The following is a 23,253-nucleotide window of genomic DNA, read 5'->3' on the forward strand; positions in this document are numbered from 1 at the left end:
GTGTTACGGCAAGATCCATCGCGCGCAAGCGCGCTCCTACAAAGGCCGGGGTTTCGTGAGGGGCTGCGCGTAAAAAAAAACGCCTCCCGAAGGAGGCGTTCCGTGAAGCGAAACGGTCTGTTGCCGCTTTTAATGCACGGTGAAAAGTTTGTCGAAGCCGGCGATACGCAGGGTGTTGCGCAGGTCGGCGCTGGCGTTGACGATGCGGATCTCGGCGCGATCGCCACCGGCGTGTTCGCGCAGGAGCATCAGCATGCCAAGGGCCGAGCTATCCATGCCGGTGACCTGTTCAAGGTCAAGCACGTAGCTACGCGACTGGGCCACATCGCCCAGGCAGGCATCGTGGAACGCGCGGTGGATGGAGAAGTCGAAGCGCTCGCCCAGCTGCAGGGTGAGGCAACCGTGTTCGGTATCGTTATGGACGGTAATGGACATGGTGCGTTCCCCTTAGAACAGATCGATATCGCCAGCAGCCATCGACTGCTGGAGCGCCGGGCCACGCGAACGCAGGCGGGCACGCTCACGCTGCTCAGCCAGTCGGCCACGCACGCGCTGGGCGCGGGCGCTGAGTTCCGCAGCGTCAGCCGGGGCGCAGGCCAGCTCTTCGATATCGCGGGTGCAATCGGCGGTGATTTCCTGCAGCTCCACCAGGCGCGAACGGGTCTGGTGCAGCAGCTGGCTCAGGATGTCTTCGAACTGCAGCGAGCGAATCGTGGTCGACACGTCGTTGCCGAGGCCACGGTTGATCGTGGCGGCTTCGTCCGCGGCGGCGCTCGTGCGTGCGTTGCTCTCGGTGATGGTCGACATCATCGTGTCGATATCGCCCTTGGCCTGCAGGGCGACGTTCATGTCCTGCGAAGCCATGCGGCCGACGAGTTCGCGCAGCTGTTCCATGGCGGTGCGCGAGCGCTCCACGTGGGTGCCGATCTTCTCGTTGAACTGGTTGCTGTGCTGCGCGAGGTTGCGGATCTCGCCCGCGACCACCGCGAAGCCGCGGCCGGATTCACCAGCGCGGGCCGCTTCGATCGCCGCGTTCAGCGCCAGCAGATTGGTTTCTTCGGCGATCGTGTTCACGTTCTTCAGCAGCGCGAACACGGCGTCCATTTCCTTGGCCATGCCGTCGATGCGGTAAACGATGCGCAGGCTCTCGCGCGAGAGCTGCACGATCAGGCCGACGAAGTGCTCAAGCAGACCCGCGGTGCGCGAAGCGAAATCTTGCACCGAGATGCCCTTGCCACCGCTTTCGATGATCTCGCTGAGCAGCTTCTGCTGCTTGCCGGTCTTCTGCGACAGGCCATTGAAGCCGCCACCGAGTTCGGCCACGGCATCGCGGACGAGGTCGAGTGCCTGATGCAGTTCGCGGCTGGCATGGCCGAGTTCGTCGACGATAGCGCTGCGGACGTCTTCCATCGCATCGCGCACCGATTGCTCGTCAGCCTGCATGCTGTTCGACACGACCAGCTCGACCACGGGCTCCTCGAAGCGCGGGCGCAGGGCGATCGCGATCCAGGTGGCGGTGAGCAGCGCGACGACCAGTGGCGCGACCCAGGCGGCGTGGAACACCAGCACGAGGACCAGCGCGATAGCGCTGACCGCGATGCCGGTGATGCGTTCGTTCTTCGGAATGACCATGGTGACGTCTCTTCGTCCTTAAGTGCCGACGCGTGCGGCGGCGGCGGGAATGGGGGTATGGGCGAGCGCGAGCAAGCGCGCGGCAATCTGGTCCAGCGGCAGCATCTCGTCGGCGGAGCCTGCCTTCCAGGCAGCACCGGGCATGCCCCAGACCACGGAGCTGGCTTCATCCTGCACGAGCGTATGGGCGCCTATTTCCTTCAGTTCACCGAGGCCACGCGCACCGTCGTCGCCCATGCCGGTCAGCAAACAAGCCACGGTGGCGGCACCCACGCTGGCGGCCATGGAACGGAACAGGACATCCACCGCCGGCTTGTGCCGGTTCACGGGCGGGCCATCGTGCAGGCGGCATACGTGGCGTGCGCCATCCCACATCACCAGCAGGTGCTGGCTGCCGGGCGCGATGTAAACGTGGCCGGCCTGGATGGGCTGGCCATCGCGGGCCTCGCATACCTTCATGGCCGAGCAGGTATCCATGCGCGCCGCGAACGGGCCGCTGAAGGCCGCGGGAATATGCTGGGTGATGACAATCGGTGGCGCGGTAGGCGGCATCGCCTCGAGGACCACGCGGATGGCTTCGGTACCGCCAGTGGACGCGCCGATCGCGATGATCCGCTGGCCGCCGCGGCTGCCCGGCGTCTGCGCACGCGGCAATACCGCATCGGCGGAGAGGCGTGGGGCGACTTCGAGCTTGGCCAGCGAAAGGTCGATTTTTTCGATCTTGGTGACGGTAGAACGCTCGCGCGGGTTGGCACCTGCCGCGAGGCGCACCTTGGCGCAGATTTCCGGCGCGTGCTCCATGAAGGTGTTGGCCAGGTCCGCGGCGGGCTTGGTAAAGAAATCCACCGCACCCAGTTCCAACGCGCGCAAGGTCACTTCCGCGCCGCGCTCGGTCAGGGTCGAGACCATCACCACCGGCATGGGGCGCAGGCGCATCAGGTTCTCGAGGAAGGTCAGGCCGTCCATGCGCGGCATTTCGACGTCGAGCGTGAGCACATCAGGGTTCAGCGCCTTGATTTTCTCGCGCGCGACCAACGGATCCGGCGCGGTGCCGACCACCTCGATGCCCGGATCGGACTCGAGCATGGCGGTCAGCACCTTACGAACCAGGGCCGAGTCGTCAACGATAAGGACGCGTACTTTCTGCATGGGCGCTAAGAACTCGGGTGGCGGGATAACCCCATCGGCCGGCCGACGGGGCATGGAACAGGGGGCGCGACGGTTCGACGACGGGCGTCAGAACAGCTCGACCTCTCCCTTTATCGGATCGTTTTCCAATCGCTTGAGGTATCGCTTCTCGCGATCGGCCAGCTGGTTGTCGTGGGTGGAGCGCAACTGGCGCACCCGGACCTTGCCACTGACCGGGAAAAACTGTACGTGGCGCGGGTAGATGTCGCCGACATCGGCGGCGCAGAGCTTCAGCTTCTCGGTCGCGATATAGCGCTGCACGAAGGTGATATTCCGCTGGCCGATATCGGTCATGGTCTGCAGTACGCGGCCACCGCCGAAGATCTTTACTTCGAGATCTTCGCGTCGGCCACCGGCTTTGAGGATCGCGTTGATCAGCTGTTCCATCGCGTCATTGCCATAGCGCGCCGCGCGACCCACCGTGGAACCCCAGCTATCGCGATCCGCACTGGCAGGCTCGGGCAGCATGAAGTGGTTCATCCCGCCGATACGGCGGCGCGTATCGCGCACGCACGCGGAGACGCACGACCCCAGCACGGTGGAGATCATCTCTTCCTGCATGCTGACGTAGTACTCGCCCGGGAGAATCTTCACCGTGACGACATCCTGGGCGGGATCCCAGAAACGACGGACGTGCTCAAACCCCGGCAACACACTTTTTGGATCGAAGCCGGCGAAGGTGCGCGGCTGCGCGACGAACGTGTCGCTCATTGACGTTTCCGGTAGACCGTGCGGCCGATCAGGTCAAAATCATCGGAGAGTCCGTACATGGATTCCGAGTGGCCGAGGAACAGGTAACCCCGGCTATCCAGCATGCCGGCGTATCTAGCGAACAAGCGCTGCTTCGTCGGCTTGTCAAAGTAGATGACGACGTTGCGGCAGAAGATGGCATCGAACTTGCCCTGCATGGGCCATTCGTGGAGCAGGTTCAGCGGCTGGATCGTGACCAGCTCGCGCAGGCGCGGATGCACCTGGACATAACCGTCGAACGAACCCTCGCCGCGCAAGAACCAGCGGCGACGGCGTGTATCGTCGACGCCGCCCAGGCGATCGACCGGGTACACACCCTTGCGAGCGGCATCCAGGGCTTGGGGCGACAGGTCCGTGGCGAGGATCTTCGCATCCACCGTGACGCCGAGGCGCTCGATCGCCTCGGCCAACACCATGGCGATCGCGTACGGCTCTTCACCCGTGGAGCAACCCGCGGACCAGATCCGCAGGCGGCCACCGTTATTCTTTTTCTCTTCCAGCCAGCGTGGCAGCAGCTCTGACACGAGCATGTCGTAGTGGTGCATCTCGCGGAAGAACGAGGTGACATTGGTGCTGATGCAGCTGGCCAGTTCGCCGAGTTCCGCTTCCGGATCGCGGCGTAGCAGGTCGCAGTACGCCGGGAAACCCGACAGGTTCAGCGCGCGCAGGCGGCGCAGCAAGCGCCCCTGCACCAGCTGGCGTTTGTGGTCGCCCAGCGAGATGCCGCAATGCTGCAGCACGAACTCACGCAGGAACGCGAACTCGGTTTCACCGAGGCTCGGCCCCGTCGCGCCCGCCAGCACGACACCATCGCCGTTGTTGACGAGCGCATTCATGGATCAGAACTCCTTCCACACACCCGCGTCGGCGGCCGACTCGGCCGGACGCTGCGCACGCGCGGCAGCCGGCTGGCTGCGCACGGCGGCGAACACGGTTTCCATCTCGTCGCGGGCCGGATCCTTGCGGGCCGACGTCGCGGCGGCGGTGGCCTGGCCGCTCACCTGGAAGAAGGCGACCTGGCGGCTAAGCTCCGTGGCCTGCTCGTGCATGGCGCGGGCGGCGGCAGCGGATTCTTCGACCAGCGCGGCGTTCTGCTGGGTCATCTCATCCATCTGCAGCACGGCGTGGTTCACCTGGTCGATACCCGACGACTGCTCGGAGCTGGCAGCGGCGATCTCGGCAACGATATCGGTCACCTTCTTCACGCTATCGACGATCTCGGCCAGCGCCTTGCCCGATTGGTCGACCAGCTCGGAACCGGTCTTCACCTTGTTCGCGCTGTCGTTGATCAGGCCCTTGATCTCCTTTGCGGCGTTCGCCGAACGGCCGGCCAGGTTGCGTACTTCCGTGGCGACCACGGCGAAGCCACGGCCCTGCTCACCGGCACGCGCGGCTTCCACCGCGGCGTTGAGCGCCAGCAGGTTGGTCTGGAACGCGATTTCGTCGATCAGGCTGACGATGTCGGAAATCTTCTTCGACGAGCTGTTGATTTCGCGCATGGCAACGACGGTCTGGGCGACCACTTCACCGCCCTTCTCCGCCTGCTCGCGGGCACCGCGGGCCAGCTGGTTGGCGTGGCTGGCGTTCTCGGCGTTCTGCTTCACGGTGGAGGTCATTTCCTCCATCGACGAGGCGGTTTCTTCCAGGCTAGACGCCTGCTCCTGCGTGCGCTGCGAGAGGTCGTCGTTACCGCGCGAGATCTGCTGCGCGGCGGTGCTGACCGAACCCGAACCGTGACGGACCTCGGAAACGATGGCGGCAAGGCGCTCATCCATGGCCTTGAACGCGGCCTGGAGCTGGCCCAGTTCGTCGCTGCGGGTCACCTTGATGTCGTGGCCCAGCTTGCCGTCGGCGATCTGGTTGGCGACTTCGACCGTGTGCGACAGCGTGCGGATGATCGAACGCACGACAAGCACGCCGATCAGCAGGCTGATGAGCAGGCCGGCCGAGAGCGCGACCACGACGAAGATCCGGATCGCGTGGTACTGCGAGGTCTGCTTGTTGTAGATGCCCTGGGCTTCGGCGCGCTTGGCTTCGATCAGCTTGGCGAGCTGCGACTGGCGATCCATGAGGATCGGACGGACCGACAGCTCGATGATATCCGAGGTGCCTTCGTCGCCCTGCTTCAGGCCATCGAGCACATCGTTCTTCGCCGAGGCGTAATCGTCATTGGTCGACTGCCACTTGTCGTAAAGGGCCTTGATGTCCGGGGACATCGGCATCTTCTTGAAGTCGTCCTTCAGTACGTTCATCGATGCCTGGAGCTTGTCGTACTCAGCCAGCTTCTGCGCGACCACGCTCTTGTCGGTCGCCTTGCTCGCGCCCTCGCTCAGCACGATAAAGGCCATGAGCGATTGCGTGCTCACCTGGCTAAGCATGTTGGCCGGCACGAGCTCTTCCTCGTAGACCTGGCGCATGCCTTCATTCTGGATGTACATGACCCCAAGGCCGATGGCCGCGCCACCGATCAACATGGCGGCCATCAGGCCGAGCACGCCGTAGAGACGGCCGCGGACCGTCAGGGCGGGGATCTTCAGCTTCAACTTCTTCATTACGATTCCAGTTCGAAGGTTTTCGAAGGCAAGCGCGCCGTCGCGTCAGGCAACGGCTTTGGTGTCGGCGGAGGCCAGCGCGGCTTCCAGCATCTGGGCATCCTGCGGCTGCAGCAGGCGGTCGACGTCGAGCAGGAGCACCATGCGCTCGCCGACCGATGTCAGGCCCTTCAGGTATTCGGTATCGACGGTGGTGCCCATGTCCGGCACGGGGCGGATGCCCGAGGGGGACACTTCGACCACGTCGGAGACGGCATCGACGACTACGCCAAACTGGCGGCCGGCGACCATGACGATGACGCACACGGTCGTCGCGGTGTATTCCTCGCGAGCCAGGCCGAAGCGCAGGCGCAGGTCGAGCACGGGGACGATGGCACCGCGGAGGTTGAGCACGCCAAGGACGTACGACGGGGCCTGCGGGATGCGGGTGACCGGTGTCCAGCCACGGATTTCACGGACGGCGAGGATATCGACGCCGTATTCCTCGGTGCCGAGGTTGACGGTCAGGTACTGCGCGGCTTCATCGGCCACGGCGGCGGTGCTGGCTGGCTGGTTCATTGTGTTCCCACTGCGGATCGGTGCGGCGGTTCGGGGACCCCTCAAAGGGGTATCGGCCACGACCTTGGGACCTTTAGTGGGAATTTCTGGAAGGTCGCTGCCCTGCATCCGTGCTTCGTAGGCTGGCCGCGAGGTGATCGCGCGCAAGCGCGCTCCTACAGGCCTGCGGGCTCTTGTAGGAGCGAGCTTGCTCGCGACTCGCCCCAGTCAGGCGGCCTTGCGGCGGCCCTGCATGCGGACGAGGCCGGTGATGTCGGTGATCAGGGCCACGGAACCATCCGCCAGGATGGTCGCGCCGGAGATGCCGGCCACGCGGCGGTAGTTGGCTTCCAGCGACTTCACCACGGCCTGCTGCTGGCCGATGAGTTCATCGACGAACAGGCCGATGCGGGTGCCCTCGCCTTCTACCACGATGACGATGCCGTCTTCGATCGCGCGGCGCGTGCCATCGCAGCCAAAGACGTCGTACAGGCGGATGATCGGCAACCACTCATCGCGGAAGCGGAACAGCTCCCCGCCACCGACCACGCTGCGCAGTGCGTCGGCCTTGACCTGCACCGATTCCACGATGGAAACCAGCGGCACGATGTAGGTTTCCTCACCGACCGCGGCGGTAAGCCCATCGATGATCGCCAGGGTCAGCGGCAGGATGATGGTGAACGTCGTACCCCTGCCCTGCTTGCTGGAGATAGCGACGGTACCGCCCAGATCCATGACGTTGCGGCGAACCACATCCATGCCCACGCCACGGCCCGAGAGATCGGTGGTGGCAGCGGCCGTGGAGAAGCCCGCTTCGAAAATCAGCTCGCCGACCTGGTCGTCGGTCATGTTCTCGCCGGAGGCGATGATGCCGCGCTGCACGGCTTTCGCCACGATCGCATCGCGGTTGAGGCCTGCGCCATCGTCGGCCACTTCGACCACGATGGAGCCGCCACGGTGGAAGGCCTCCATGCGCAGCGTGCCGGTCTCGCCCTTGCCAGCGGCCAGGCGCTTCGCCGGCACTTCCAGGCCGTGGTCGATCGCGTTGCGCACGAGGTGGACCAGCGGATCGCCGATCTTCTCGAGCACGGTTTTGTCGAGCTCGGTGCCCTCGCCACGCAGGTCGAGCACTACTTTCTTGTCCAGCTTCTGGGCCAGGTCGCGGACCAGGCGCGGGAAGCGGTTGAACACCGTGCTGATCGGCAGCATGCGGATGCTCATCACGCTTTCCTGCAGTTCGCGCGTATGGCGGCCGAGCTGGGCCAGGCCCTGGCGCAGCATCTCGAGCTGCGCGTCGGAGACGCCATCGTGGAACTGGCTAAGCATGGACTGGGTAATGACCAGTTCGCCGACCAGGTTGATCAGCGTATCGATCTTCTCGATACCGACACGGACCGAGGTGGCCTCGCTGTTGGTCGCCACTTCGCGCACGGCGCGCGGCGCCGCGGTAGCGACCGGTGCGGCCACGGGGGCCGCTGCCGCCATACGCGGGGTAATCGTCAGGTCGCAATCGCCATCGACCCAGTCGAACACACCTTCCACGGCAGCGCGCTTGGCGCCGGCCGCGAGACCGAGGGTGTAGGACAGGTACGACGACGACGGATCCATGTCCGCCAGCAGCGGAAGTTTCGAAAGATCGGCCTGGACCGTGAGCGGGCCCATGGCCTCGAGTTCGCGGAACATGCGTGCCGGGTCATTGCCGGTCTTCAGCAGGTAATCGAACGGGCGGAACGCGATGTCCCACCCTTCGATGGCTTCTGCCGGGGCGGCAGCCTTCGCGGCAGCGGCCGGTGCGGCAGCGCCACCCGAAACCATGGCCGAGAGTTCGCCGAGCAGTGCCTGGCTTTCCGCGGTAGCACCCGGCTGGCCGGCCATCTGCAGCGAAAGCATGTCGCGAATGATGTCGCCAGAGCGCAGCAGCAACTCGACCACCGCCTTTTCCATGGGACGGCGGCCGCTACGGACCTCATCCATCAGGTTTTCGGCGACGTGGGTAAACGCGGCGACATCGGCAAAGCCGAACGTGGCCGAACCGCCCTTGATCGAGTGGGCGGCACGGAACACGACGTTGATCAGTTCCGGATCATCCGCACCCTCGTCCAATGCGAGGAGCGCCTGCTCCATGGCGTCGAGGCCATCGAGGCTCTCTTCATGGAACGCCTTGTGGAATTGCGCCAGATCGACTTTGGACATGGGTAAACCCTGGAATAAAACGGAACGCCTGGATCAGTGGATTAACCGAGCACGCGGGCGACGGTGGCCAGCAGCTGGTCGGGATCGAACGGCTTCACCAACCAGCCGGTAGCGCCGGCGGCCTTGCCTTCCATCTTCTTGTTCGTATCCGACTCGGTGGTCAGCATGAGGATCGGCACGCCGCTGTAACCCGCCATCGTGCGCATTTCGCGAACCATGGAGATGCCATCCATCACCGGCATGTTCACGTCGGCGAGCACCAGGTCGAACTTGTGCACACCGGCCTGGTCCAGCGCCGCGCGGCCGTTATCGGCCTCTTCGACATCATGGCCGGCGCCGCGCAGGGTGAAGGCGACCATGCTGCGCATGGAAGCCGAATCGTCTACCGCAAGAATCTTTGCCATCGGTGTGCTCTACCTTCAGTTCACGCCGGCGCGGGCCGGCAGTTCAATCAATGCATTAAGCCCGAGCACCGTGACACCACGGCGCAGGGTATCGCTGGCACCCACCCAGTCGACCGCTACGCTGGCCGCGCGGGCATCGCGGCTGAAGGCGGCAAGCACCTGCAGCGCGGCCGCATCGACCTGGGCGACCGCCGTGCCATCGAGCTGGATGGCCGCACCGGCGTTGAGTGCCGCCAGCAGGGTATCGCGCAGCGCGGGGGCGGCACCGATACGCAGGTCCGCTTCCAGCGCCAGCGGCGCCAGGGTTGCGTCTTTGGAAGATTTCTTCGCCATCGTCTTACCGTGCCCGGGGGGTCGTTCGGATGGCTTATCGGCGCTGGGGTGGAAACCTTTAGGCACACCTGATTTTTGTAGGAGCGCGCTTGCGCGCGATGGGGCTTGCCGCGAGGACCTATCGCGCGCAAGCGCGCTCCTACAGGGGGGTTATGGTTTTCACCGGACTTGGTTGTGATATTTCGTGTTTATTCATTAGTAAACATGTTGTTTATTGACAACGTTGTCACCGACGGGAAAGACTCGCTTCATCTTCTCGCGCTCTCATGGCTGTTTTGGCCCCTGCGCGATGTCTTTCCACGCGCGGGGTGGGTATGGGGAAGTGGGTCAACCAGCCGGTGGTGGCGCAAAGGGCGCCGATGCCCCGTCCGGTGCTAGCGGCCGATGTGGGTGGGACCCATGCGCGTGTGGCGCTGGTCGTCGGTCAGGCCGATCCTAGGCAGCCCGTGCAGGTATTAGCCGAAGGCCGCTATGCCGGTGCCGAATGGCCTAGCCTCGGCGCGATCCTGCATGACTTCCTCAAGGCGCAGGCCCACATGGCGCCGTTGGGCATCGAGCGCTGCGCCATCGCGATCGCGGGCTACGTCCTGGGTGACAACGTCGCCAACAGCAACCTGCCCTGGCCTGTCAGCCTTTCCGGTCTCCGCGCCGCCACCGGCGCGGAGCAGCTCGATGTGATCAACGACTTCGAAGCCGTAGCCTACGCCAGCCAGTTCATCGACCGCGCGCAGGCCACCGCGTTGCTGCCGGGCGCGGAGTCGGCCCACGGCCCGGTCGTGATCATGGGCCCGGGAACCGGGCTTGGCTCGGCCGTACTGCTGCCCGGCGCGATGTGCGCCCAGGTCCTGCCGACCGAAGCCGGCCAGATCGCCCTCGCTCCCGGTGACGAACGCGAGATGGCGATCCTGCGTGTCCTGGCGCGCACGCGGCCGTACGTCTCAGTGGAGTCCATCGTCTCCGGACCGGGCCTGCTTGCGACCTACCGCGCGGTGGCCGAACTCGAGGGACGCGATGCACCGCTGCCGACACCGGCCGCGGTCAGCAGCGCGGGCCTCGCTGGCAGCGACCCTGCCGCATGTGCCGCGCTGGATGTTTTCTGCTCCGTCCTGGGCGGCTTCACTGCCGACCTGGCCATGCTCTACGGGGCCACCGGCGGTGTCTTCCTCGCCGGCGGAATCCTGCCGAACCTTCACGCATTTCTCCTGACCAGCCGCTTCCGCGAGCGCTTCTTCAACAAGGGCGTGATGCGTCCTTTCCTGGAGCGCGTACCGGTGCATCTGGTCGAACACGGGCAACTGGGTGTCGTGGGTGCCGCCACGATGCACGCGGGCGCCCGGGTGGGCACCGCCCACTGAATCGCCGAGGTGGCCTTCGCGATGGAGGGACGCCTTATTTGTTGTAGTCAGGCCCAACGCAGCGAGCAGCCGACCGGGCCTTAGCGGGGAGTCGAGCAGATGAGCCATAGCAAGGACGTCAGTCATGCGGAATCGTGTGGAACGCGGGTAAGCAGGCATACGGGGCGATTCGTTCGCCGGTTACTCTCGGTTTCCGTCATGCTGGCCTGCGCGCAAGGCGCGATGGCCCAGTCGCTGACAGGCGGCCTGTATGGTCATGAGGCGGCGGGCGCCGGCGCGAAGGTCAACGTCGCGAGCCGCGCCACGGGCTTCAGCAAGGATGTCACGCCAGATGCCGACGGCCGCTACACCCTCACCGGCCTGAACCCCGGTGAATACCAGGTCAGCCTGGTGCGTGATGGCCAGTCGCTCGGCCAGTACAGCGTCGTGGTGAACCCGAACCGAAACGCGCCGGTACCTGAACTGGGCGCCGCGGCGGCGAGCGCAGCTTCGTCGGTCAATGCCAGCGAGTTGGGCGCCGTCACCGTGCAGGCGACGACGATGACGACCAACGTCACGCCGATCGATGTCAGCACGCCGGAGCTCACCACCAGCTACAACTACAAGCTGATCGACGCCCTGCCCGTCGACCGTAGCCCGGAGAGCGTGGCACGCCTGGATTCCAGCGTGCGCTTCGACCAGCACAACACCGGCTTCGTCTCGATCGGCGGCGCCAGCCCGGCGGAGAACCGCTATTACTACAACGAGTTCGACGTCACCAACGACAAGAACTCGCTAGGTTCCACCGCCCTGCCTGCCGAGGCGATCAGCGATACCCAGATCATCACCAATGGCGCCAGCGCCTCGTGGACCAACGCGACCGGCGGCGTGCTGTCGTCGACGATCAAACAGGGCACCAATGATTTCCACGCCGGCTACTCGCTGTACTTCACGCCGCCGACCTCACGCCTGTTGAATCCGCGCAGCCACAACACGCTCAACAGCATCGGCGATTACTACAGCTACGCCTCGGCCAACAACCACGACAGCATCGCCCAGCAGTACCTCTGGGCTTCCGGCGCGCTCGTGAAGGACAAGCTGTTCTTCTACGCCCTGCTCGGCAATGACCCGGCCTCGCGTTCCGACGCCTACGGCCAGACCCAGAAGCAGAGCACCAGCAGCCGCGACAAGAATTACCTGCTGAACCTGACCTGGAACATCAGCAACGACCAGTCGCTAAACGTGCTGGCCCACCGCGATTACGCGCAGTCCTTCAACAACTACTACCAGCTCAACGAAAACTACAACCCGAAGTCCGTGGGCGACTGGCTCTCGTGGAGCCAGACCCGCACGGATACGCGCTTCCTGATCGGCAATTACCACTGGCAGATCAACGACGACATCCAGCTCCGCCTGATGGGCGGGTACCTCGGTTCAATCGTGTACTCACCGAACTCGAGCGATGACAACGCCGAGTTCCCGTATGTGACCTCGTACAACTCAGCGACGCAGACCCAGACCAACATCGGGCACAACAACAATCCCTTTAGCTATTCGCCGTCCGACTACTGGCGCCGCGGCTGGAAGGGCGACCTGACCTGGCAGCTGGGTGACCACAAGCTGGTGTTCGGTGGCGAGTACTACAAGCATTCGCTCGCGAGCACGACGGATTCGGTACCGGCGGGCTGGTTCACGTACTACGACCAGGCCGGCGTCGCCTTGCCCAACGGGTCCATCTCTCCGGCGACGGGCAAGTACGTCAGCCAGTACGTCGATCTTGAAGGCGGCTCGTTCCAGACGATCAACAAGGGTGCCTACGTCGAAGACTACTGGCAGGCGGCCGACCGCGTGCTCCTGCACGGCGCCGTGCGCTGGGACAACTACATCTACAAGGATGGCGTCGGCAACCAGTTCATGCGCCTGCCCATCACCTCGCCGCGGTTTGGCTTCTCGTGGGACGTGAACGGCGACAGCTCGTTGAAGGTCGGCGGCAGCCTTGGCAAGTACTCCATCCCGCTGCCCTCGTCCTTCAGCTTTGGTGTCGCGGAGCCACGTACCACCTATACGAACTACTACACCTACACGGGCATCGATCCGGCCACCATGGCGCCGCAGGGGCTCACCCAGATCGGCGATTCGTACGTGACCAACCAGGGCGTACCGACACCCGCGCAGATCGCCGCGACGAACGTCAAGGCGCCCTATCAGTACGAAGCGCAGCTGTACGCCCAGCAGCAACTGACGCCCAACTGGTCGGGCCTGGTCCAGCTCGGCTGGGTGGACCTGCGCCGCATCGTCGAGGACACCTGCTATGGCGGTGGTGTGCAGGCCTACGCGCAGAGCCAGGGCTACACGAATTACACCCAGGACAACGTCACCTGCTGGCTGGTGAATCCGGGCGAAAACTTCACGCTGAAGCGCGACTACAACGGTGACGGCACGCTCGAGTCACTTTCGATCCCCGGTGCCGCGCTCGGCATCCCCAAGCCGAAGCACAAGTACTACAACCTCAAGCTCGGTCTTACGCACGCCTCCACGCCGGCAGAGCCCTGGTTCCTCAACCTCAGCTATACCTACGCGCGGGAATACGGCAACACCAACGGTCTGATCGACGAAGAGCGCCGCAACGGCGGCTGGATCGGCCAGACCTCGGCGTTCAACTTCCCCGGCGTCATGATCGGCAGCAACGGCAACCTGGCGGGCGATATCCGCCACAGCCTGACGGCCACCGGCACGTACGATTTCAACAACGGGTTCTCCCTCGGCGGTGTCTTCACGGCGCATACGGGCGCACCGACGAGCTGCCTGGGCAGCATCCCGGTGACGAGCGATCCGGCGTACAAGAGCCTCCCGTCGCAGGAACACTTCTGCGATGGCCAGGTGGCGAAGCAAGGCGATGACAAACGCCTGCCGTTCTTCTGGCAGCTGGACCTCTCTGCGACGTACGACTGGAAGATCAACGCATCGAACGACCTCAGCCTGCAGCTCCGCGTGAGCAACGTGACGAACCGCCAGGGCACGATCGATATCAACCAGGTCTACGATACCGGGCTGTACGGCGACGGCTCCCCCATCGACAGCGTGAACTACCACGCCGCTACCTGGCAGCTGCCGCGCACCACGACCCTGGCTCTCCGCTACACGTTCCTCTAAAGGCTGGCGTAATGATCGAATGCATGAAGAAGGACACCCTGGCACGACGCCGGGGCCTGCGCACCGCGCTTGTGGCGGCACTGCTATGCACTGCCGGGATCAGCGGAACCAGCCACGCGGAGACACTACCGCTGATCCCGATGCCGGTGGAGGTGAAGCCGGCAGCCGGAACCTTCACCGTGGATGCGCACACGGTGATCACGTATGCCCCGGGCGACAAAGGTGCCGAAGCCGCCGCTCGCTATCTGGCCTCCGAGCTGAAGCGCAGTCGCGGTCTCGCCCTCACCGTATCGGCAATGGCAACGCCTCCGCGCGGCACTATCGCGTTGCGCACCGATCCCAAGGCCGTGGTCGACAAGCTTGATGGCTACACGCTGGATGTCGGCACCAGCGGCGCGGTTATCACCTCGCGCGGCGATGCCGGCCTGTTCTACGGCGCAGTGACCTTGTGGCAGCTGGCCACTTCCGACGGCAAGCAGGGCGCCGCGCAGGTACCCGATGTCGCCATCCGCGACTACCCGCGCTTCGCCTGGCGCGGCCTGATGCTCGATGTGGTCCGCCACTTCCGCACGGTGGCCGAGGTCAAGCAGGTGCTCGACAGCATGGCCGAGCACAAGCTCAACACCTTCCACTGGCACCTCAGCGATGACCAGGGCTGGCGTATCGAGATCAAGCGCTACCCGAAGCTCACGAGCGTGGGCGGCTGGCGTATCCCGCCGGGTGCGGGCACGCACGGCGAGCCGCTGAAGTACGGCGGCTTCTACACGCAGGACGAGATCCGCGACGTCGTGGCCTATGCGGCGGCACGCCACATCACCGTGGTGCCCGAACTCGACATGCCCGGCCACGCGCAGGCGGCGGTGGCTGCCTACCCCGAGGTCGTCGGCGTCACGGCCGAGCGGCCCGCCGTTTCCGTGGACTGGGGCGTCAACCCTTACCTCTACAACGTGGACGACAAGAGCTTTACCTTCATCGACAACGTGCTCGACGAAGTGATGGCCTTGTTCCCGTCGACGTACATCCACCTCGGCGGCGATGAGGCGGTCAAGGACCAGTGGAAGAACTCGCCCACCGTGCAGGCGAAGATGAAGTCGTTGGGCATCAAGGACGAAAACGCGCTGCAGAGCTGGTTCATGGAGCGTCTGGGTGATGACCTCGGCAAGCACGGCCGACGCCTGATCGGCTGGGATGAAATCCTCGAAGGCGGCCTCCCACGGAGCGCATCGGTGATGTCGTGGCGCGGCGTCGAAGGTGCCATCGCGGCGGCAAAGCAGGATCACGATGTCGTGCTCGCGCCCGCCGGCTGGATGTATTTCGACAACCACCAGAGCGACCGCGCCGACGAGCCGAGCGGCCGGCTTTCCGTACTCGACCTGAAACGCGTGTATGGCTTCGAGCCAGTGGATGCGTCGCTGACGCCCGAGCAGGCGAAGCACGTACTCGGCACTGAGGCCACGTTGTGGGCAGAGTTCATTACCTCGCAACGCCACGTGGAGCACGCGCTGTATCCGCGGCTCGACGCCATGGCGGAAATTGCCTGGTCGCCGCGCGAGGTGAAGAACTGGGATAGTTTCCAGCAACGCCTGCCCGCGCAGCTGCGTCGCTACGCGGCGTTGGGCATCGTTCCTTCGGATACGGCCTTCGCGCCCGCCATCCACTTCAAGGAAGACGTCCCGGCCATCCTGCATGACGGCAAGGCCACCGTGAGCCTCGATAACCAGACCAGCTTCGGCACGATCCGCTACACCATTGACGGGAGCGAACCGGGGGCTTCCGCGCACGCGTACAGCGAGCCCTTCGCAGTGACCTTGCCGGTGACCGTCCGCGCGGCGACCTTCGCACCCGATGGCACCCGGATCGCGGCCGCGCGCAGCCGGGTGATCGACCCCACTGCCCTGCTCACCCGGCACAACGGCGAATTCACCAAGTGCGCCGACGGCGGCCTCGGCCTGCGCATGCCGCTGTTGCCCGACCTCGGCGCGATGGATACGCCGGTGTACGACATCGATCTGTTCACCTCGTGCTGGCGTTACCCGAAGGCGCCGCTGGATGGCATCACCGGTATTCGCGTTGAAGCGGCGCGGCTTGCCCGCAACTACGGGCTCGCACACGAGCAGTCCAAGGTCATCGCCCACCCGGCGAAGACCGCGCATGGCGAGCTCGAGATCTACGAGGACACCTGCTCGGGCAAGCTGCTGGCCAGCCTGCCCCTGCCGGATGGCAAAGCCCTCGGCCAGCGCTTCGAGCTGAAGGGCGCGCTCGCCGCGACGGGTGGCGAGCACGATCTCTGCATGCGTGTCACAGCGCCCATCAACGGACCGCTATATGGCCTACAGTCGGTGGAGTTGACCGGAGCCAAACGATGACGATGCGCGCGCAGACCTTTCGCCTGTTAGCCCTTGCGGGCGCCGTGACACTCGCCACGGCTGCCCACGCTGGCGCGCCCGCCGCGCCGGAACAACGGGCCAGCGAACTGGTCGCGCGCATGAGCCTCGACGAAAAGGTGGCGCAGTTGCAGAGTGCCGCTCCCGCCCTACCCCGGCTGGGTATCCCGGCGTACGACTGGTGGAACGAGGGTCTGCACGGTGCCGCGCGCGCCGGCTATGCCACCGTGTTTCCCCAGGCGATCGGCCTGGCCGCGAGCTGGCATCCCGCACTCATGCAGCAGGTCGGCGACGTGGTGTCGCGCGAACAGCGCGCCCGCTTCGACGCCATCGGCGCGGGCCGCGACCACGGCCGCTATGAAGGGCTGACGATCTGGTCGCCCAACGTGAACATTTTCCGCGACCCGCGCTGGGGCCGTGGCCAGGAAACCTACGGTGAGGACCCTTACCTCACCGGCCGCCTTGCCGTCGCCTTCGTCCAGGGCATCCAGGGGCCTGATCCGGCGCACCCCCGCGCTATCGCCACCCCCAAGCATTTCGCTGTGCACAGCGGCCCAGAGGCGGGCCGCCATGGCTTCGACGTGGACGTGTCCCCGCATGACCTCGAAGCGACCTTCCTGCCCGCGTTCCGCGCAGCAGTCACCGAGGGCCACGCAGGCTCGGTGATGTGTGCGTACAACGCGCTGCATGGCACGCCCGTGTGTGCCGATGCCGGCCTGCTCGACGATACGCTGCGCAAGGATTGGGGTTTCAAGGGCTTCGTCGTCTCCGATTGCGATGCTGTCGATGACATGACCAAGTTCCATTACTACCGGCCGGACAACGCGGGCTCGTCGGCCGCTGCCATCCGCGCGGGCACCGACCTGGATTGCGGGTTCGCGTATGCCGACCTGGGCGAAGCGGTGCGCCGCGGCGACGTGACCGAAGCGGTGCTCGATACCTCGCTGGTCCGGCTGTTTGCCGCCCGCTATCGTCTCGGTGAACTGGGTGCTTCTGCAAAAAAACCTGACGCCATCAACGTCAAGGCCAACAGCGCGCTGTCGCTGCAAGCCGCACTGGAATCGATCGTGCTGCTGAAGAACGACGCGGGCGCCCTGCCCTTCAAGGGCACGCCACGCATCGCCGTGATCGGCCCCAACGCCGATACCGTGGAGACGCTGGAAGCCAACTATCACGCGACGCCGCGCGCGCCGGTCACACCGCTGCAGGGCCTGCGTAGCCGCTTCGGCACGGATCGCATGACGTATGCGCAAGGGTCGCCCATCGCGGCCGCTGTGCCTGTCCCTGTGCCAGAGACCGCATTACGCACGAGCGCGACCGCGGACGCGGCCATCGGCCTGAAGGCCAGCTACTTCGACGGCAGCGATTTTAGCGGCTCGCCACGTGTGACCCGCACCGATCGGACCGTCGATTTCGACTGGGATCATGTATCGCCTGCCGGACTACCGAAGGGCCGCTACGCCGTGCGCTGGACCGGACAGCTTTTGCCTCCCGGCCCGGGGGATTACACGCTCGCCGTGCACGTGGAGCGTTGCTTCGATTGCGCCGGCCATGACCCGGTGCGCCTTTTCGTCGACGGCAAGGCGGTCATCGACGATGCGGGCAATGACAAGCACATGCAGGCCACCCTGCACTTCGCCGACACACGTGCCCATGACGTGCGCCTCGAGTACGTACACAGCGGCGAGGACCAGGGCGTGCGCCTGCAATGGCTGCCGCCCGCGGATGCGCAACTTGCGGAGGCCGAACGGGCAGTCGCCTCGTCGGATGTCACCGTAGCGTTTGTCGGCCTCTCGCCGGATGTCGAAGGTGAGGAACTGCATGTCGACGTGCCGGGTTTCGACGGCGGCGATCGCACGGATATCGGCCTGCCCGCGGCACAGCGCACCCTGCTCGAACGTGCTGCCGCCACCGGCAAGCCGCTCGTCGTCGTGTTGATGTCCGGCAGCGCCGTGGCGCTGGACTGGGCTCAAGAGCACGCCTCGGCGATCGTCGCCGCGTGGTACCCCGGCGAAAACGGTGGCACCGCGATCGCGCAAGTGCTGGCGGGCGACTACAACCCGGCGGGTCGCCTGCCGGTGACGTTCTACCGTTCGGTACGTGATCTGCCGCCCTTCACCAGTTACCAGATGAAGGGCCGTACATACCGCTATTTCAAGGGCACGCCGCTGTACGCATTCGGGCACGGGCTCAGCTACACACGCTTCAGCTATGCCGATGCACAGGCCTCCGCGACCCGCGTGGAAGCGGGCCAGCCGCTGACCGCGAGCATCACCGTGCGCAACGACGGTGAACGCGCCGGCGACGAAGTCGCGCAGGCGTACCTGAGCTACCCCGCAGCCGACACGCTCGCGCCGCAACGCACCCTGGTGGGTCTGCAGCGCATCCACCTCAAGCCGGGCGAAAGCCGCCGGGTGACCTTCACCCTCGATGCGCGTGCGCTCAGTTCGGTCGACGCGGCGGGACATCGCGCCGTGGAGGCCGGTGCGTACAGCCTCTACCTGGGTGGCGGACAACCTGGCGACGCGGCAGGCCAAAAGCTCGACGTGGTCATTCACGGCCGCGAGGTGCTGCCGCGATGAAGCTCACACGACGAGGCTTCCTGCAGGGTTCGCTCGGCGCGGCGCTGCTGGCGGGACAAGGCACGACGCGAGCATGGGCGGCGCTGGAAAAACAGGCGGGCAAAGAGGCGGTACGCCACTACGTCGATCCCTTCATCGGCACCGGCGGCCACGGCCACACCTACCCCGGCGCGACGACACCGTTCGGTATGGTCCAGCTTGGCCCTGACACGTACAACGCCGATTGGGACGTCTGTTCCGGCTACCACCAGCGCTACACCTCGATCATGGGCTTCTCGCATACCCATCTTTCCGGGACGGGCATTGGCGACATGATGGATGTGCTGCTGATGCCCGCCACGGGCGAGGTCAAACTCTCGCCCGGTGAACCGGATGCGCCGGATAGCGGCTACCGATCGCGTTTCGACCGAAGCGACGAGCACGCGACACCCGGCTTCTACGGCGTCCTGCTGAAGGACCACGGCATCCACGCCGAGCTCACCGCCACGGCGCGCACGGGCCTGCACCGGTACACCTTCCCTGCGGGTGCCGCCGGGCACCTCGTGCTCGATCTTTGCCATGGCATGCAGGACAACGCGCATACACCGACGCGAGTGACGGACGCGACCCTGCGCGTGGTCGATAACCGCACCGTGCTCGGCGGCCGCCGCGTGCACCAGTGGGCCAAAGGGCGGCACATCTACTTCGCGATGCGCCTCTCACGCCCCTTCGCCACCGCGGGCCTATACAACGAAGACCTCCTGCAGGCCGATGCCAAAGACCTCGCAGGCAGCCACCTCAAGGCGATCCTGCACTATCCCGATGCCGGTTCCGCGCCGCTGCTGGTCAAGGTGGGCCTCTCGACGGTCGACGCCGCCTCCGCACTCCGCAATCTCGACACCGAACAACCCGGCTTCGACTTCGAACACACCCGCGCCGCCGCCGAAGCCCAGTGGGAACAAGAACTCTCCAAAATCCAGATCCCTTGCAGGAGCGCGCTCGCGCGCGACCCCCTCACCGCCCGAACAAAGCGCACCTTCTACACCGCCCTCTACCACACCCTGCTCGCCCCCAACCTCACCAGCGACATCGACGGCGCCTACCGCGGCATGGACGGCGAGATCCACCACCTCGCACGCGGCCAGCAAACCTTCACCACCTATTCGCTGTGGGACACCTACCGCGCCGTCCACCCCCTGCTCACGCTGGTCCAGCCGAAACGCGTACCCGCTTTGGTCGATAGCCTGGTCCGCATGGCCGCCGAGAGCCCGGAGGGCCCGCCCGTGTGGCCCCTGCAAGGTATCGAGACCGGCTGCATGATCGGTTACCACTCGGCCGTCGTGCTGGCCGAAGCGCAGGCCAAAGGCTTCACCGGCATCGACTATGCTCGTGCGTGGCCACTGTTCCGCAAGCGCGCGATGGACGATGACTACCGTGGCCTCGCTGACTACCGCAGGCTCGGCTTCGTCCCAGCCGACAAGGAATGGGAAGCCACCAGCAAGACGCTTGAATACGCGTACGACGACTGGGCCGTGGCACATCTGGCGAAAGCCGCCGGTGCGAAGGACGACTACCGTCTGCTCCTCGATCGTTCACGCAACTACCGCAACGTATTCAACCGCGATAGCGGCTTCATCCAGCCGCGCCTTGCGGATGGCCGCTGGGCTTCGCCGTTCGATCCGCGCGAGCTCGGCCATGGTGAAACGTGGCATGACTTCACCGAATCCAACGCCTGGCAGGCCACCTTCCTCAACCAACACGACCTCTACGGTTACATGGCGCTGTTCGGCGGTGAGGAAGGCTTCGCGCGCAAGCTCGATGCACTGTTCGCGGCGAGTTCGGAGCAGCTCCCTGGCGCACCGCCGGATATCTCGGGCCTGGTCGGCCAGTACGCCCACGGCAATGAGCCAAGCCACCATGTGGCGTATCTCTACGCCTATGCGGGCCAGCACGCAAAGACCCAGGCGCGTGTGCGCTCGCTGATGGGAAGCATGTACCAGGACACGCCTGATGGCCTGATCGGCAACGAAGACTGCGGCCAGATGAGCGCGTGGTACGTGATGAGCGCGCTGGGCTTCTACGCCGTGGATCCGGTCAGCGCGACCTATGTCATCGGCAGCCCGTTGTTCGAGCACGTCGAGGTCGACATGGGCGGCGGCCGCCTGCTGACGATCGAAGCCCGCGGCAACCACGCCGACCGACCCTACATCCAGTCCGCGACATGGAATGGCCAGCCCTACGCGCGCACATGGCTGGCCCACGCCGATCTTGCCGCGGGCGGCCACCTTGTTTTCCAGATGGGCGATACGCCGAATCCGCGCTATGGCGCGGCGCGTGCCGACCGCCCACCGTCCTTCGCCATGGACGCCCCCCAGGAAACCGCATGATGCGTTCCACGCTTACCTCCCTTGCCTTTGCCACTGCGCTGGCTATGTCGGCGCCCGCCGCGTTCGCCAACCCACCGGTCACGATCGACGGCCCGCACTTCATGCGCGAGGGCAAGCCGTACCAGATCATCTCCGGCGATATGCACTTCCAGCGCGTGCCACGCGCGTACTGGCAGGATCGCCTGCACAAGGCCCGCGCGATGGGCCTGAACACGATCACGACGTACGTGTTCTGGAACCTGCTTGAGCCCTCGCCGGGCACCTTCGATTTCAGCGGCAACAACGACGTGGTCGCGTTTGTGAAAGCCGCGCAGGCCGAAGGTCTCAACGTCATCCTGCGACCCGGCCCATACATCTGTGGCGAGTGGGATGCGGGTGGCTACCCTGCGTGGTTGTTCGCCGAGCCCGGCATGCGCGTACGCACGCGTGACCCGCGCTTCCTCGCTGCGTCCGACCGCTACCTGCAACGCCTTGGCAAGGAGCTGACCCCGCTGCTCGCAAGTCACGGCGGACCGATCATCGCCACCGAGCTGGAGAACGAGTACGGCTCGTACAACGACGACAAGACCTACCTTGCCGCGATCCGCGCGATGCTGCAGCGTGCCGGCCTCGCCGACGATCTGTTGCTGACCTACGACGGCCCGGACCTGCTCGCCAACGGCACCTTACCTGACGTCACGCCGGTGATCGACTTCGCCCCGGGCGAAGCGAAGAAGAGTTTTGAGTTGCTGGAGAAGTTCCGCCCGAACACACCGAAGATGGCCGGCGAGTACTGGGCTGGCTGGTTCGATCAGTGGGGTGGCAAGCACGCGCATACCGATCTGACGCAGCAAGCCGATGAACTGGCCTGGATGTTGAAGCAGGGTTACTCCGTGAACATCTACCTCGTCCACGGTGGCACCAGCTTCGGCTTCATGAATGGTGCGAATTTCCAGGGCAACCCTTCGGATCACTACGCGCCGCAGACCACCAGCTACGATTACGATGCCGCGCTCGACGAATCGGGTCGGCCCACGGCGAAGTACAGGCAGTTCCGCGACATCATCGCCAAGGCGACCGGGACGAAGCCCGAGGCCGTACCCGCGTCGCCCGCGGTCGGCACGCTTCCCGCGTTCACGCTGGAGGAGTCCGCATCACTGTGGGACAACCTCCCCGCCCCGCAGGCCTCGGACCAGCCGAAGCCCATGGAAGCGTATGGCCAGGGCTATGGCTACATCCTCTACCGCACCACGTTGCATGGCCCTTTCCGCGGTTCACTTTATCTCGGCGAGGTGCGCGATTACGCGGCGGTCTATATCGACCGCAAGCCGCAGGGCACGGTGGAGCGCCGGTTGAAGCAGGTATCGGTGGCGCTCGATGTCCCCTCCGGCGAGCACACGCTCGATATCCTCGTCGAGAATATCGGCCGGGTGAACTACGGCCCGCGCATGGAAGACGGCCGCGCCGGCATCGTCGATCCCGTCATGCTGGGCGACACGATCCTGCACGGCTGGCAGGCGTTCCCGCTGCCCATGAACGCACCCGCCGCGCTGCGCGGCTGGACCACCGCGAAGGTGGACGGCCCGGCCTTCCACCGCGGCAAGGTCAAGGTCAGCACGCCAGCCGACACGTTCCTCGATGTCCGCGCCTTCGGCAAGGGCGCCGCGTGGCTCAATGGCGTTAATCTCGGCCGCGTCTGGTCCATCGGGCCGCAGCATGACTTGTACGCCCCGGCGCCGTGGTTCCGCCGCGGCGAGAACGATATCGTCGTATTCGACTTCGAAACACGCGAGAAGCCCGTGATGCGTGGTGTCAGCGAGCGGCTCTGGACCGATCCGCCGAAGACGCCCTGATTCCCTCCTCCGC

The 23,253-nt window shown here is 65.3% G+C and carries 16 protein-coding genes; 6 read left to right on the plus strand and 10 right to left on the minus strand.

Annotation, left to right across the window (positions count from 1 at the left end; translation table 11 throughout):
* Positions 1-129: 129 nt before the first annotated feature.
* The 10 genes from VGN46_RS06805 to VGN46_RS06850 form a co-directional block, all read right to left on the minus strand.
* Complete coding sequence (locus VGN46_RS06805) at positions 130-435, minus strand: STAS domain-containing protein (RefSeq protein ID WP_331642023.1); 306 nt, start codon at positions 433-435, stop codon at positions 130-132.
* A 12-nt stretch (positions 436-447) separates the two neighbouring features.
* Positions 448-1,632: a methyl-accepting chemotaxis protein gene (locus tag VGN46_RS06810; protein ID WP_331642025.1), complete on the minus strand. Its 1,185-nt coding sequence runs from the start codon at positions 1,630-1,632 to the stop codon at positions 448-450.
* Between the two features lie 18 nt (positions 1,633-1,650).
* Positions 1,651-2,781, minus strand: coding sequence for a chemotaxis response regulator protein-glutamate methylesterase (locus VGN46_RS06815; protein WP_331642027.1), 1,131 nt, complete (start codon positions 2,779-2,781; stop codon positions 1,651-1,653).
* Positions 2,782-2,868: 87 nt separating this feature from the next.
* Positions 2,869-3,531 (minus strand): chemoreceptor glutamine deamidase CheD, encoded by a 663-nt coding sequence (cheD, locus tag VGN46_RS06820; protein WP_331642029.1) that lies wholly within the window; start codon positions 3,529-3,531, stop codon positions 2,869-2,871.
* The gene (locus VGN46_RS06825) at positions 3,528-4,406 is read right to left on the minus strand and encodes a protein-glutamate O-methyltransferase CheR (RefSeq protein WP_331642031.1); all 879 of its coding nucleotides are present in this window, start codon (positions 4,404-4,406) and stop codon (positions 3,528-3,530) included. Before VGN46_RS06825 ends, cheD begins: the two co-directional genes overlap by 4 nt.
* 3 nt (positions 4,407-4,409) lie before the next feature.
* On the minus strand, positions 4,410-6,122 hold the full coding sequence (locus tag VGN46_RS06830; RefSeq protein ID WP_331642033.1) for a methyl-accepting chemotaxis protein: 1,713 nt from the start codon (positions 6,120-6,122) through the stop codon (positions 4,410-4,412).
* A gap of 45 nt (positions 6,123-6,167) precedes the next feature.
* Positions 6,168-6,680 (minus strand): chemotaxis protein CheW, encoded by a 513-nt coding sequence (locus tag VGN46_RS06835; RefSeq protein ID WP_331642035.1) that lies wholly within the window; start codon positions 6,678-6,680, stop codon positions 6,168-6,170.
* 207 nt (positions 6,681-6,887) lie between these two features.
* Complete coding sequence (locus VGN46_RS06840; protein ID WP_331642037.1) at positions 6,888-8,852, minus strand: chemotaxis protein CheA; 1,965 nt, start codon at positions 8,850-8,852, stop codon at positions 6,888-6,890.
* 41 nt (positions 8,853-8,893) lie between these two features.
* Entirely contained in the window at positions 8,894-9,256 is a 363-nt protein-coding gene (locus tag VGN46_RS06845) for a response regulator (RefSeq protein ID WP_247334704.1), read from the minus strand.
* Positions 9,257-9,271: 15 nt separating this feature from the next.
* Entirely contained in the window at positions 9,272-9,589 is a 318-nt protein-coding gene (locus tag VGN46_RS06850) for an STAS domain-containing protein (RefSeq protein WP_331642041.1), read from the minus strand.
* Positions 9,590-9,903: 314 nt separating this feature from the next.
* On the opposite strand from VGN46_RS06850, the gene VGN46_RS06855 reads away from it, so the two are divergent.
* From VGN46_RS06855 to VGN46_RS06880, 6 genes are all read left to right on the plus strand, one after another.
* Complete coding sequence (locus tag VGN46_RS06855) at positions 9,904-10,944, plus strand: glucokinase (protein ID WP_331642043.1); 1,041 nt, start codon at positions 9,904-9,906, stop codon at positions 10,942-10,944.
* Positions 10,945-11,043: 99 nt separating this feature from the next.
* Positions 11,044-14,076, plus strand: a complete 3,033-nt coding sequence (locus VGN46_RS06860; RefSeq protein ID WP_331642045.1) for a TonB-dependent receptor — start codon at positions 11,044-11,046, stop codon at positions 14,074-14,076.
* 23 nt (positions 14,077-14,099) lie between these two features.
* Positions 14,100-16,442 (plus strand): beta-N-acetylhexosaminidase, encoded by a 2,343-nt coding sequence (locus tag VGN46_RS06865; RefSeq protein ID WP_331642047.1) that lies wholly within the window; start codon positions 14,100-14,102, stop codon positions 16,440-16,442.
* Positions 16,439-19,042: a glycoside hydrolase family 3 C-terminal domain-containing protein gene (locus VGN46_RS06870; RefSeq protein ID WP_331642049.1), complete on the plus strand. Its 2,604-nt coding sequence runs from the start codon at positions 16,439-16,441 to the stop codon at positions 19,040-19,042. Before VGN46_RS06865 ends, VGN46_RS06870 begins: the two co-directional genes overlap by 4 nt.
* Entirely contained in the window at positions 19,039-21,408 is a 2,370-nt protein-coding gene (locus VGN46_RS06875; protein WP_331642051.1) for a GH92 family glycosyl hydrolase, read from the plus strand. The genes VGN46_RS06870 and VGN46_RS06875 overlap by 4 nt, the downstream gene beginning before the upstream one ends.
* Positions 21,405-23,240: a beta-galactosidase family protein gene (locus VGN46_RS06880; RefSeq protein WP_331642053.1), complete on the plus strand. Its 1,836-nt coding sequence runs from the start codon at positions 21,405-21,407 to the stop codon at positions 23,238-23,240. The genes VGN46_RS06875 and VGN46_RS06880 overlap by 4 nt, the downstream gene beginning before the upstream one ends.
* Positions 23,241-23,253 lie beyond the last annotated feature (13 nt).

It is taken from the genome of Luteibacter sp. (assembly GCF_036500425.1).
In the GTDB taxonomy this organism is placed as follows: Bacteria; Pseudomonadota; Gammaproteobacteria; order Xanthomonadales; family Rhodanobacteraceae; genus Luteibacter.

Coding starts and splice junctions, on each gene's coding strand:
- VGN46_RS06840 (WP_331642037.1), bottom strand. CDS start 8,852: ATGTCCAAAGTCGATCTGGCGCAATTCCACAAGGCGTTCCATGAAGAG.
- cheD (WP_331642029.1), bottom strand. CDS start 3,531: ATGAGCGACACGTTCGTCGCGCAGCCGCGCACCTTCGCCGGCTTCGAT.
- VGN46_RS06825 (WP_331642031.1), bottom strand. CDS start 4,406: ATGAATGCGCTCGTCAACAACGGCGATGGTGTCGTGCTGGCGGGCGCG.
- VGN46_RS06805 (WP_331642023.1), bottom strand. CDS start 435: ATGTCCATTACCGTCCATAACGATACCGAACACGGTTGCCTCACCCTG.
- VGN46_RS06815 (WP_331642027.1), bottom strand. CDS start 2,781: ATGCAGAAAGTACGCGTCCTTATCGTTGACGACTCGGCCCTGGTTCGT.
- VGN46_RS06865 (WP_331642047.1), top strand. CDS start 14,100: ATGAAGAAGGACACCCTGGCACGACGCCGGGGCCTGCGCACCGCGCTT.
- VGN46_RS06850 (WP_331642041.1), bottom strand. CDS start 9,589: ATGGCGAAGAAATCTTCCAAAGACGCAACCCTGGCGCCGCTGGCGCTG.
- VGN46_RS06855 (WP_331642043.1), top strand. CDS start 9,904: ATGGGGAAGTGGGTCAACCAGCCGGTGGTGGCGCAAAGGGCGCCGATG.
- VGN46_RS06835 (WP_331642035.1), bottom strand. CDS start 6,680: ATGAACCAGCCAGCCAGCACCGCCGCCGTGGCCGATGAAGCCGCGCAG.
- VGN46_RS06880 (WP_331642053.1), top strand. CDS start 21,405: ATGATGCGTTCCACGCTTACCTCCCTTGCCTTTGCCACTGCGCTGGCT.
- VGN46_RS06870 (WP_331642049.1), top strand. CDS start 16,439: ATGACGATGCGCGCGCAGACCTTTCGCCTGTTAGCCCTTGCGGGCGCC.
- VGN46_RS06830 (WP_331642033.1), bottom strand. CDS start 6,122: ATGAAGAAGTTGAAGCTGAAGATCCCCGCCCTGACGGTCCGCGGCCGT.
- VGN46_RS06810 (WP_331642025.1), bottom strand. CDS start 1,632: ATGGTCATTCCGAAGAACGAACGCATCACCGGCATCGCGGTCAGCGCT.
- VGN46_RS06860 (WP_331642045.1), top strand. CDS start 11,044: ATGAGCCATAGCAAGGACGTCAGTCATGCGGAATCGTGTGGAACGCGG.
- VGN46_RS06845 (WP_247334704.1), bottom strand. CDS start 9,256: ATGGCAAAGATTCTTGCGGTAGACGATTCGGCTTCCATGCGCAGCATG.
- VGN46_RS06875 (WP_331642051.1), top strand. CDS start 19,039: ATGAAGCTCACACGACGAGGCTTCCTGCAGGGTTCGCTCGGCGCGGCG.